Origin of the sequence: Okeania sp. SIO3I5 (genome assembly GCF_010672085.1) — a bacterium.
In the GTDB taxonomy this organism is placed as follows: Bacteria; Cyanobacteriota; Cyanobacteriia; order Cyanobacteriales; family Microcoleaceae; genus Trichodesmium.
In genome coordinates this window covers 1-11,468 of the sequence record NZ_JAAHHT010000278.1, presented here as the reverse complement: position 1 = coordinate 11,468, position 11,468 = coordinate 1, and the positions used below count along the sequence as shown (strand labels likewise).

Below are 11,468 nucleotides of genomic sequence, written 5' to 3'. Positions count from 1 at the left end.
GGGAGGAACAATTCTGTGTAAAATTATCAAAAAAATGTATTTTTCAACACACTTTTCTCCCAAAAAAGCCTTTGATTCGCTTGCACATAACTTATCTATAATGCCCAAGTTTTATGTTAAGAAAGATATGAGTAAGGCATAGCCTCCTAAATTTAAGAGTAGAAAATCAAGGCAAACTGCAAGGTTTACAAAAGGAGGATTTAAACTTGGTTAGCATAAGGTGTATTTAGCTAAAATAGGACAGCTGAAAATTGTCTGGTCAAGAGAATTACCTGATACTCCATCATCAGTAACAGTAATCAAAGATTCAGCTAACAGATATTTCTTAAGTTTTGTGGTAGAAATTTTGTCAGAAGTATTACCTAAAACTGATAATTCAGTAGGTATAGATTTAGGAATTAAAACTTTTGCTACTTTGAGCGACGGTACAAAGATTGATGCCCCAAAACCGCTAAAGAAGCGAATTAAGAAGTACCGAAAATTAAGTAAGTCATTATCTAAGAAAACTAGAGGTACAAATCGTTATCAAAAAGCCAGATTGAGAATTGCTAAATTTCATGCTAAATTAAAAGATACAAGAACCGATTTTCTGCATAAATTATCCACCGAAATAATTCGTGAAAACCAAACAATTGTTTTAGAAGATTTGAATGTATCTGGTATGGTTAGAAACCGTAAATTATCGAGAGCTATTTCTGATTTAGGCTGGAGAACCTTCAGATATAAAAAAGACTTTTGAGCGCAAACCCTAATAGACATCTCCGAAAATCAAAAATAAAATCAATTCTCATTCATAAATTATCTATTCTTTCTTCCTGCTCCCTGTTCCCTGTTCCCTGTTCCCTCTTTTCCGGAGATGTCTAATTAAAAATCATCAGGAAAAAATAAATAAATAGCCCTATCCTACAATTGATGAGGACAGGGCTACAATATCCGTCAAGGAACAGAAATATCAACACTTATTCAAGTTAATCCCAACTTCCTTGGCCATAGCTTGTATGCCTTTGTGTTCCAAAGTTTTAATTGCTTTAGTAGATAATTTTAGCTTTACCCAACGATTACCTTGAGGCCACCACACTCTTTTCCACTGGAGATTTGCGTGCTGTAATTTGTGGGTACGAATGTGGGAGTGGGAAACTGCATAGCCATTATTAGCTTTTTTTCCCGTCAATTGACATTTACGACTCATAACTTTTCCCTTCGGTCTTGTACTTACAACCTTTTTATTATATAGGTCATTTCACTTATAGCGCTACGCCCTAGGCAATAGGGAATAGGAAATAGGGAATAGTAAACTGTCAAAGGGTTTCACGATTTAGAAATGTCCGCGCCCTTTGCTTCAACTGCTATATCAGTCCCTCCGCTCCCCTCCCCCCTTTCCAAGCTATCCATTACCCACATCTTTACTTAACATAAAGCTTGGGCATTATAGACGAGTTATGTATTGCTCTTGGGATGGCTTTTTCGACAGAAAAAATGTATTTTTCCATACATTTTTTTGAGGAATCCAGACAATTCTTACTCCCCATCCTCCCCACCCGGACCACAAGGCTTTCAGCAGTTATGGGTAAGGGATAGCCTTGGATAGGGGGGTTAGGGGGGATGGAGAGCGCGGGACTTCCTGCTGGGGGAGTGAAAGCTGACTCTGTTTATAATGCTTTTTCGGTTAACTTAGTCAATACTTCATTAGAACGTTCGACAAAATCTTTCATACCCTCAGCATCAAAGCCTTTTTGTGCCATTAAAGCTAAATCGTAAACATGATGACAGATTTCTTTGGCTAATTCTGCTGAGGGAGACTCCCCACTACCCTGAATAATACCACCTTGACTTATATTAGCGAGATTCTGAATTAGTGGATGGGCTGTATTAACTAACAAAACGTGGTCTTCGGGAAATTCTGTTTTTTCTTGCTGCAATAAAGCTGTCATATCCCGTAACCTGCGCATTGCTTCTGGCAATAATACCATTGCTGGAGGAGTAGTTTTGGCATCTTCTGATTTTAATGCCTGAGCTTTAACATTTACCTTGGGTTTATTTAGTGCTTTTTCAAATAATTCTTTAATTTGTTCGCTGCGAGTTTTATTGGTGGTTGGATCGACTATTTCTGATTGATTGTCTTTGTCAATTAATGTTTCATCTAAATCAGAATCTACTCGAGAAAATTTAACATCTTGATATTCTCTTTCTAGGAAACTAATAAAGTGAGTATCAATGAAAGAGTCGAGGAATAAAACTTCTAAACCTTGGTTTTTATGTAGGTCTACATAAGTTGCTTGGGATGCTGGATCGGTAGAATAATAAACCCGATTTTCATGGCTTTCTTTATTACGTTCTAAATATTCTTTTAAAGTAGTGTAAGAAAAACCTTGTGCGTCAGTATTTTTAGCTTCAGAATTTTCTGGAGTTACTTCTTGCCAAATATCTTCTCCTTCTGCTTGTACTTCTACTGCTGCTTTAGCTTCAGTTTCAGTTGTTTCACCCTGGTTTAGTTGAGCTGTGGTGCGGAAAATTATGATGTCTTCTACTTGCTTTTTAAACTTATCGTCATTCAAGGCACCAAACTTAACAAAAGTACCTACATCTTGCCAACCACTAATATATTTACCTCTTTCATCACGATAAAGTTCTTTGAGGCGATCGCCTACTTTTTTGGCTATATAATCGGCGATTCTTCTGACAGTTCGATTACTTAATAAGGAACTCCGAGAAACATTTAGAGGAATATCTGTACTATCGATTACTCCTCGTAAAGGCATTAAAAATTTAGGGATAATTTCTTCACAATGATCGGTAACAAATACCTGGTTACAGAACAGTTTAATATTGCCTTGAGTAACATCTACATCTGGTTTTAATTTGGGAAAATAAAGAATGCCATTAACAATAAAAGGATAATCAGTATTGAGATGAACCCATAAAAGAGGATCTTCTTGGAAAGGATAAAGATGACGATATAGTTCTAAGTAATCGTCTTTAGTAACATTCTGAGTAGATTCTCGCCAGATTGCCTTATGTTTATTAACTTCCTCACCCTCGAATTTAATAGGCACTGGCATAAAATCACAGTAGGTTTTAATCAACTGTTGAATCCGAGTTGGTTCGAGATATTCTTTTTCTTCATCTTGCAAAGTTAAGGTAATAGTTGTACCTCGTTCTGTGCGAGTCGAATCTGATAGTTCAAATTCTGGAGAACCGTCACAACTCCAATGAACAGCTCCTGCTCCTTCTTGATAAGAAAGCGTATCAATCTCTACCTTTTTTGCCACCATGAAAGATGAGTAAAAACCTAAACCAAAATGACCGATAATAGCGTCATTATCGCTACCTTTATATTTTTCGATAAATTCTTCAGCACTGGAGAAAGCAACTTGATTAATGTACTTTTTAATCTCATCGACAGTCATGCCAATACCATTATCAGTAATGGAAAGAGTTTGATTATCTTTGTCTATTTTAATTTCTATTTCTGGATTAGTAACATCACCACTATACTCTCCAGTTCGAGCCACCATTTTTAATTTAGCAATGGCATCTACACCATTAGATACTAATTCTCTAAGGAATATTTCATGGTCAGTATAAAGAGATTTTTTGATAATTGGAAAAATATTTTCAGTATGGATACTGATTTGACCTTTTTCTAGTGTTGTACTCATAGTGTTTATCTATTTTATCTATGTGAATTAATTTCATCTGAGCATTAAGGTAATTATCCAGGTTTGTTATCTCTTGTATAGATGTAAAATTAGAGAAATTTTCTGGTCATTCACTCCTAAACTTATTGCTCAATACTATTTAATAATTGTGATTTATAGAGTCTTTTTTTTAAACAGGGATTGCACCAAATATCTGATTCGGATTTCACTACCTATGAAATTCTCGTACAATACATAGTGATTTTAAAGGTAAATATTTTTCTAGGTATCTAAATAAATTAATTTAATCTTAAAAAAAGTAAGTTAATAAAGGAATAAATGTTTAATATTAAAAATTATTAGCTACTTGTCTATATAGTTATAGTTTGTAAATTTAGAACCCTTATGAAAGCATATTTCAGGTTTTTGAAATATAGCAGCAGCTAAGGTTTGATTTCTGGATGTTGAACTACGAAAATTACTGTGCCACATTTAGGAATGATTTTTAAATAAAGTCCAGATTTTTTGTGAAAGAACTCAGATGATATGGAGTTGAGGCAATTTAACTGGTGTAGATAATAAAATCCTTATTGTTGATATGGAATATTCTATAATTCTGTTGCTACAAGAAGAAATTGCACTTAAAATCTATAGATGTGATAAGATATTGATGCCTCTACTAAAACCTCAATATTTATCAGGGAAACCAAGCAAAATCCCAAACTTGAATAATTTTCTAGGATGCTTAGGAATAAACAAGATATAGCAGTCGAAGCAAAGGTTAGGACACTAATCATTAGCCTAAAATCCAGACAAAGCAAGATTTTTCCTTCTGCCCCCCCCAATCACAAGCTATCCCTGATCAGGAACTCCTGAAACCCTTGTGGGAGGGTGGGGAGGATGGGGAGGTGTGGGAGGAGGGGGAGGAAGAATCCCGCCTACAATCATCAAAAAAATGTCTAATTCAATACACTTTTCTGCTGAAAAAGCCGTTTATGAAGCATGAAGATAACTTGTCATTAATGCCCAAGTTTTATGAAAAGAGAAAGATGTTTATAAAGCATAGCTTTCAAAGGGGGGTAGGGGGGATGCATAAATGCCTTTTGCTATACAATAAGCTATAAATAATTGAAAAAAAATTATGATTTATGTTGAGTAACCATTTATGTACAAATCACAACCAGATATAGCTATTTTTCTCCGAAATTTAACAGGAGGAGGAGCAGAGCGTGTCATGCTCAATTTAGCTTCTGGCTTTCAGAAAAAAGGAGCTAATGTAGAGATAATATTAACTAATGCAGAAGGAAGATTTCTCGATCAAGTACCAAAGGAAATAAAAGTAATAAGCTTCGATAATCGTAATCTATATGGAAGTAATTTGTACGGTAAGTTTAAGCTAACAACAGGATTTCAATCTTTAAGAAGTTTGCCCAAACTTGTTAATTATCTGGGAGAAAAAAAACCAAAAGTCTTACTTTCTGCTACACACTTTACTAACGAAATTGCTATACTTGCCAAAAAAATTTCGGGAGTATCTACTCCTATTTTTGTCTCAGAACATACCAATATTTCTGTAGAAGCAAAACTTGTAGAACAAAAATCGTCTCGTTTAGTTCCATTGACTGCCAGACTTTTATACCCTTTTGCAGATGGAATAGTAGCTGTTTCTCAAGGTGCTGCTGATAGTTTAGCTGGTATAACTAAGATTGCATCGGAAAAAGTTGACGTTATTTATAACCCAGTTCTCACACCAGAATTGAGAGTTAAAATGATGGAATCTATAGAACACCCTTGGTTAGAAACAAATGAGGTTCCAGTAGTAATAGGGGCAGGTAGGTTTGTAGCGCAAAAAGATTTTTCTACCTTAATTCGAGCTTTTGCCAAGGTACGACAAGTACGACCTGCTAAACTAATGATGTTGGGTAGTGGTAGAGATGAAAAAAAATTAAAGGCTTTGGTAAAAGAGTTAAATATAGAAGAATATGTTGCTTGGGAGGGCTTTGTTAGCAATCCTTTTGCATATATGAAGCAGGCAGCAGTATTTGTTTTGTCTTCTTTGTGGGAAGGTTTACCCACTATATTGATAGAAGCATTAGCTGTGGGAATTCCTGTAGTTGCAACAGATTGCCCTAGTGGCCCATCAGAAATTCTGGCTAATGGTAAGTATGGCGAATTAGTACCAGTGGGAAATAGTGAAGCAATTGCTTCAGCAATTTTAAGGGTGTTGTCTGGAGATGTTAAGTCAGTTGATTCTGATTGGTTGGAACAGTTTACTTGGGAAACTTCTACTCAAAGATATCTAGATTTTTTGGGAATTAGCGATCGCTAAGATTGCTCTTTTTTAGAATGTTAAAAATTGAGAAATTATACTAATTTCACTAAATATTTAATAATTTTATGTCAAAAAATAGACCTGACGTTGCTATTTACCTCCGCTTACTCTATGGCGGTGGTGTTGAAAGAATTATGGTCAATTTGATGCAAGCTTTTGTAGAGCGGGGGCTTTCAGTAGACTTGGTAATGAATACTGTGGCTGGCCCTTACTTGAGCCAAGTGCCTCCAGAAGTCAGAATTGTAGATTTAAAAGCGCCTCGAATGCTGTTAGGTCTTCCTAAATTGGCAGGTTATTTACGAAGGGAAAGACCAATCGCTTTGCTTTCTGGTCTTCACTATAATAATGAAATTGCATTGTGGGCTAAAGCTCTAGCATTTAGTTCTACAAGGGTTGTTGTGTCAGAGCGAAATACTCTTTCTGTCCATGCCAATAATCGTAGCACAGACCGTTGGTCTCCTCTTTTGGCAAAACTGTTTTATCCTTGGGCTGATAGTATTGTGGCTATTTCTCAGGGGGTAGCTCAAGATTTGGTTGAGGTAACAGGTTTACCCAGAGAACGCTTTCAAGTAATTTATAATCCGGTGGATATTCGTCAACTAGAGAAAAAAGTTCAACAAACTCTAGAACATCCTTGGTTTCAATCGGCAGAACTTCCGGTTATTTTGGGAGTAGGAAGATTGGAAAAACAGAAAGATTTTCCAACTTTAATCAAGGCGTTTGCACAAGTGCGACAAGTACAATCAGCTCGTTTAGTGATTTTGGGCAGTGGTCAAGAACGGAAACAACTAAATTCCTTGGTTAATGAGTTGGGTGTGAAACAAGATGTGGCTTTTTTGGGATTTGTGGAAAATCCCTATGTTTATATGGCTCGATCAGGTGTGTTTGTCTTGTCTTCAGCTTGGGAAGGTTTTGGTAATGTTCTCTTGGAAGCAATGGCTTTAGGAACTCCAGTTATTTCTACTAACTGTCCGAATGGACCTAAAGAAATTTTGGATAATGGTAAGTATGGTGAACTTGTGCCAGTGGGAGATAGCCAAGCAATGGCAGAGGCGATTTTAAGAGTGTTATCTGGTGAGGTTAAGTCTGTTGATTCAGATTGGTTGGAGCAGTTTAAACTAGAGACTGTTGCTCAAAAATATTTGGATGTTTTGGGGATTGAAAACGTAAGAGTAGAAAATGATTAAAGTTGCTTATCTAGAATTACTTGTGGTCGATTGGTACATCACCTTATTTTCAGGTAAGCAAATGGTAAATTAACCTCTTGCTTTTAAATCTTTATCAAACAATCATATTCAATAATCAAATTTTACTTGAGATTAGAATTATTAATAACATGATTAACAAAGCGAAAGAACTTTTCAATAAACCAATAGATTTATGCAGACAATATAGACAAATTCAACGAGATAATCTTGCACTTCAATTAATCCATGATTTTTTACCACTTTCTACCAACTATTTTCCTGCAACAACGGCATCTATCAACCCTCATACTTTAGGATGCATATTAAATGATATAAAAATAAATCAACGCAAATATATGATTGAATTTGGTGGAGGACTTTCAACAATATCTTGTGCAAAATTTGCAAAATTGAATAACATAGAACTTCAGTTATTTACAGTAGAAGATAATGAGGAATATATGCACATATTAGACAAAATTCTTAGAGAAGAAAACCTGATCAATATAGTTCACTTAATATATGCACCATTACAGCCTACTTCTTTATCTTTAGAAAATACTCCATGGTATAGCGAAGCTATCAAAGATAATATTGGTAATACTAAGTTTGATATCGTGCTTATAGATGGTCCTCAGGCATGGAAAAAACATAATTATCTTTCTCGTTTTCCAGCTTTACCTTTCCTATTAAGAGAAAAGTTATTAGCGGAAAATTATGCTATCTTTTTTGATGATACAAATAGAAAGGGGTCACAAATAGCTATTCAGAGATGGCAAAACGAGCATAAAGTTCGGTTTGTCAAACTTAGTGATGTGGCTTCAGTTAGTTTTAAAGGAAATCATTTCAATCCAATATTGTGGTAATTTTTTTTGGCGTTGCTAAATAAGGGAAATATAAATTTCTTCACGCTTGAAATAACGTGGTTTCGTCAATACATAAAATGGCACAGTTTAGAATGAAATAGCCCTGATAATTTGCACTATTGTTTTGGTTGAAAATTTGCCACTTAGTTGAATTTCATACCTTAAATCAGCAACACCTTTTTTGAATTTCTAGTTATGAAGATTTAATAGCAATTGTTTGTCTATATGACTAAAAACTTAGAGAGTGATCGCTATTCCCGATTTTTATAAGACATCTCCAAATAATAAAAAATTAAATCAATTATCATGCAGAAATTATCAGTTATATCAAATCCGTTTGATTGAACATAAAAAATTATCCAATCGTTATAACTACTAAATCTTTGTAATTATATCTCCTTGCGATCTAGAATTTGGTTATATAATATAAGTTGATAATTCTATAATTACTTCAATTTCCCCACTCCCCTACTAAAACTACTGCATTCTATCAATTGTCCTATACTGAATTGCCTCACCAACATAAGCGGGTTTTAACTCCTCATCACCTGCCAAGTCAGCAATAGTCCTCGCTACCTTCAAAATTCGATCGCTCGCTCTTGCTGACAAACCTAATTTTCTAATCGCCCCCTCCAATAAACTGCGACTACTATCATCCAACTTACACCACTTAGGAAAATGACGACTCTGCATCTGAGCATTACAACTCAAACCAGTCTCTTCCCGAAACCGATGTCGAGCGCGATCGCGTGCTTCTTTTACTCTCTCCCTAATATCTACCGATGCTTCCCCAGTTTCCTGCCTAGTAATTTCCTCCGGTTTCAAGCGACTCACCATCACTTGTAAATCTATTCTATCCATCAATGGTCCCGAAAGTTTCCCCCAATATTGCTCCCGTTGCCGTGGGGAACAAGTGCATTGTTGAATGGGGTCGCCATAATAACCACACGGACAAGGGTTTGTACTGGCAACCAAAGTAAACTGAGCGGGAAATTCTACCGAGAGTCTAGTGCGGGATATTGTCACAACACCATCTTCCAAAGGTTGACGCAAATATTCCAAAACATTGCGATTAAATTCCGTTAACTCATCTAAAAATAATACCCCTCTGTGAGATAAAGAAATTTCCCCCGGTCGGGGAAAACTACCCCCACCCACCAAAGACGGTCCCGATGCCGAATGGTGGGGACTGCGAAACGGGCGATCGCTCACCAAACTCCCCCTATCTTTCAACAACCCCGCCACCGAATAAATTTGAGTTACTTCCAACGCTTCCTCAAAAGTCAAAGGAGGCAAAATACCCGGTAAGCGTCGTGCCAACATAGTTTTCCCACTGCCAGGGGGTCCGACAAAAATTAAATTATGCCCTCCTGCAGCAGCTATTTCTAAAGCGCGACGGGCATGATTTTGTCCTTTAACTTCCTTTAAATCTAAACCTGTAAATTCTTGTTTTGCCAAAATCTCGGCAGTATTAATTTCTACAGGAGAAAAACTTGCCGGATTATTCAAAAAATCTGTGACTTCAAAAATATTATCAAATCCATAAACCGATAACCCTTTGACTACTGCTGCTTCTTTGACATTGCCAGTAGGCACAACTAAACCAGTAATTCCCATTTTTTCCGCAGCAGCAGCAATAGGTAAAACCCCAGAAACTGGTCTTAAACTACCATCAAGAGAAACTTCTCCTAAAAATAGATGGTCTCCAAGCAAATCTGCTGCGACTTGTTTAGAGGCAGCTAAAATTCCTATGCTAATAGGTAAGTCAAAACTGGGTCCTTCTTTGCGTAAATCTGCAGGAGTCAGATTGACGAGAATTTTCCGCATTGGGAAGGCATAACCGCAATTTTTCAGAGTTGCTTGAACTCTTTCTCTTGATTCTTGAACTGCTGCATCTGGCAATCCTACAACGACAACTTTTGGTAGTCCCCCAGATACATCGACTTCGACACCTACTTTTACGGCCTCAATGCCAATTATTGATGCACTCCAGACTCTAGCTAACATATTCTTATATTCTTATATTTGTATAGTTAGTTCTTTTAAATAGATAAATGAGCGAGCAAGACACTCTTTTCACTAAGATTATACGCCGTGAGATTCCGGCAGATATTGTTTATGAGGACGATCTGGCCTTGGCTTTCAGAGATATTAATCCTCAAGCTCCTATTCACATCTTGGTAATTCCGAAAAAGCCTATTCCCAAGTTAGCTGATGCTGTACCTGAAGACCAGGCTTTGATGGGACATTTATTGTTGACTGTAAAACGAATTGCAGAAGAACAAGGACTACAAAATGGCTATCGTGTGGTGATTAATAATGGGCCAGAAGCTGGTCAAACTGTATTTCATTTACATCTTCATATTCTTGGGGGTCGTCAAATGCAGTGGCCTCCAGGGTAATTCAATATAGAGTGTGGGAGGGGGGGGGAAGTGTGGGAGGTGTGGGGAGGGTGGGGAGAGTGGGAAGGGTGGGAAGGGTGGGAAGGGTGGGGAGGGTGGGATGAATTTAACGTTTATCAAGTTACTGGAGTACAGCTATTTTTATTATTTTCTACTCCCTACTCCCTATTCCCTAAAGCAAATGAATCATATAGCAATCTTAGATAGGTTATAACATTTTCCCGTAGGGGTTTGGTTTCCAAATCCCATTTTTGCATAGGTTTGAAGAGCAACCCCCTACAGTTTTTTTCACAAATCATTTACCAAAATAATTGGGTTTAGAGCAAGGACTTTTAAGGCGAAATGTTTTTGGAGCCTTGCTCTAATCCCCGTTACAAAAACCACTTCTGACTTCTGACTTCTGACTTCTGACTTCGTTAATATTGCTACTCCCCTACTCCCCCACTTCCCCACTCCCTCACTCCCCTATTCCTTAATTATTATCTCTACTGACAGTCTAAGGGAAAAGCATAAGTCTAACTTATTCAAAAATTCAAACATACTTTTCTTAAAACCCTTTACAAAACTACATTAGCTGATTAATATAGTAATCAAGGTAGCAAAAGAGCTACCGAGAACCTTGAAAAATACATAGCAATCATAAATATGACTACTACTTTACAACAGCGTGAAAACGCTAACGTATGGGAGCGGTTCTGTAGCTGGGTAACTAGCACTGACAACCGTCTTTACATCGGCTGGTTCGGTGTATTAATGATCCCTACTCTATTAACCGCTACTATCTGCTACATCATCGCATTTGTAGCAGCTCCTCCTGTAGACATCGACGGTATCCGTGAGCCTGTTGCAGGTTCTTTACTCTACGGAAACAACATCATTTCCGGTGCAGTAGTACCTTCCTCCAATGCTATTGGTCTACACTTCTATCCTATCTGGGAAGCAGCTAGCTTAGATGAGTGGCTCTACAACGGTGGCCCTTACCAGCTAGTAATTTTCCACTTCCTCATCGGTATCTTTACTTATATGGGTCGTGAGTGGGAATT

The 11,468-nt window shown here is 37.0% G+C and carries 12 protein-coding genes; 8 read left to right on the top strand and 4 right to left on the bottom strand.

Translation table 11 applies throughout. The features are described from left to right. Nucleotides 1-220: 220 nt before the first annotated feature. Entirely contained in the window at nt 221-739 is a 519-nt protein-coding gene (locus F6K40_RS34880) for an RNA-guided endonuclease InsQ/TnpB family protein (RefSeq protein WP_293143131.1), read from the top strand. 213 nt (nt 740-952) lie between these two features. Here F6K40_RS34880 and rpmB read toward each other — a convergent pair whose 3' ends face one another. The 3 genes from rpmB to htpG all read right to left on the bottom strand — a co-directional run bounded on the left by rpmB (nt 953) and on the right by htpG (nt 3,659). Beyond that, nucleotides 953-1,189 carry a 50S ribosomal protein L28 gene (rpmB, locus tag F6K40_RS34875; RefSeq protein ID WP_293143128.1) on the bottom strand — a complete coding sequence of 79 codons (237 nt, stop codon included), beginning with the start codon at nt 1,187-1,189 and terminating at the stop codon, nt 953-955. A gap of 237 nt (nt 1,190-1,426) precedes the next feature. After that, nucleotides 1,427-1,549, bottom strand: a complete 123-nt coding sequence (locus F6K40_RS34870; RefSeq protein ID WP_293143125.1) for a hypothetical protein — start codon at nt 1,547-1,549, stop codon at nt 1,427-1,429. Nucleotides 1,550-1,649: 100 nt separating this feature from the next. After that, entirely contained in the window at nt 1,650-3,659 is a 2,010-nt protein-coding gene (htpG, locus tag F6K40_RS34865) for a molecular chaperone HtpG (protein WP_293143122.1), read from the bottom strand. An 862-nt stretch (nt 3,660-4,521) separates the two neighbouring features. Between htpG and F6K40_RS34860 the strand changes: the two genes are divergently transcribed. The 4 genes from F6K40_RS34860 (at nt 4,522) to F6K40_RS34845 (ending at nt 8,023) form a co-directional block, all read left to right on the top strand. Beyond that, nucleotides 4,522-4,644, top strand: a complete 123-nt coding sequence (locus tag F6K40_RS34860) for a hypothetical protein (RefSeq protein WP_293143119.1) — start codon at nt 4,522-4,524, stop codon at nt 4,642-4,644. Nucleotides 4,645-4,803: 159 nt separating this feature from the next. Next, entirely contained in the window at nt 4,804-5,967 is a 1,164-nt protein-coding gene (locus tag F6K40_RS34855; protein WP_293143116.1) for a glycosyltransferase, read from the top strand. A 68-nt stretch (nt 5,968-6,035) separates the two neighbouring features. After that, the gene (locus F6K40_RS34850) at nt 6,036-7,157 is read left to right on the top strand and encodes a glycosyltransferase (protein WP_293143113.1); all 1,122 of its coding nucleotides are present in this window, start codon (nt 6,036-6,038) and stop codon (nt 7,155-7,157) included. Between the two features lie 149 nt (nt 7,158-7,306). Further along, complete coding sequence (locus tag F6K40_RS34845) at nt 7,307-8,023, top strand: O-methyltransferase (protein ID WP_293143110.1); 717 nt, start codon at nt 7,307-7,309, stop codon at nt 8,021-8,023. Between the two features lie 477 nt (nt 8,024-8,500). On the opposite strand, the gene F6K40_RS34840 is transcribed toward F6K40_RS34845, so the two are convergent. Next, a complete protein-coding gene (locus tag F6K40_RS34840) occupies nt 8,501-10,030 on the bottom strand; it encodes a YifB family Mg chelatase-like AAA ATPase (RefSeq protein ID WP_293143107.1) in 1,530 nt (509 codons plus the stop codon). A gap of 47 nt (nt 10,031-10,077) precedes the next feature. Here F6K40_RS34840 and F6K40_RS34835 point away from each other — a divergent pair, with 47 nt between their 5' ends. From F6K40_RS34835 to F6K40_RS34825, 3 genes are all read left to right on the top strand, one after another. Further along, nucleotides 10,078-10,425, top strand: a complete 348-nt coding sequence (locus tag F6K40_RS34835) for a histidine triad nucleotide-binding protein (RefSeq protein WP_293143104.1) — start codon at nt 10,078-10,080, stop codon at nt 10,423-10,425. Between the two features lie 30 nt (nt 10,426-10,455). Further along, the gene (locus tag F6K40_RS34830) at nt 10,456-10,632 is read left to right on the top strand and encodes a hypothetical protein (RefSeq protein ID WP_293143101.1); all 177 of its coding nucleotides are present in this window, start codon (nt 10,456-10,458) and stop codon (nt 10,630-10,632) included. Between the two features lie 438 nt (nt 10,633-11,070). Then, nucleotides 11,071-11,468, top strand: a 398-nt coding sequence (locus tag F6K40_RS34825; RefSeq protein WP_483143786.1) for a photosynthetic reaction center family protein, incomplete at its 3' end; no start/stop codon positions are given.

Bases quoted from the DNA above. Each gene is read 5' to 3' on its own strand.
- rpmB (WP_293143128.1), bottom strand. From the start codon at position 1,189: ATGAGTCGTAAATGTCAATTGACGGGAAAAAAAGCTAATAATGGCTAT.
- htpG (WP_293143122.1), bottom strand. From the start codon at position 3,659: ATGAGTACAACACTAGAAAAAGGTCAAATCAGTATCCATACTGAAAAT.
- F6K40_RS34855 (WP_293143116.1), top strand. From the start codon at position 4,804: ATGTACAAATCACAACCAGATATAGCTATTTTTCTCCGAAATTTAACA.
- F6K40_RS34850 (WP_293143113.1), top strand. From the start codon at position 6,036: ATGTCAAAAAATAGACCTGACGTTGCTATTTACCTCCGCTTACTCTAT.
- F6K40_RS34845 (WP_293143110.1), top strand. From the start codon at position 7,307: ATGATTAACAAAGCGAAAGAACTTTTCAATAAACCAATAGATTTATGC.
- F6K40_RS34840 (WP_293143107.1), bottom strand. From the start codon at position 10,030: ATGTTAGCTAGAGTCTGGAGTGCATCAATAATTGGCATTGAGGCCGTA.
- F6K40_RS34835 (WP_293143104.1), top strand. From the start codon at position 10,078: ATGAGCGAGCAAGACACTCTTTTCACTAAGATTATACGCCGTGAGATT.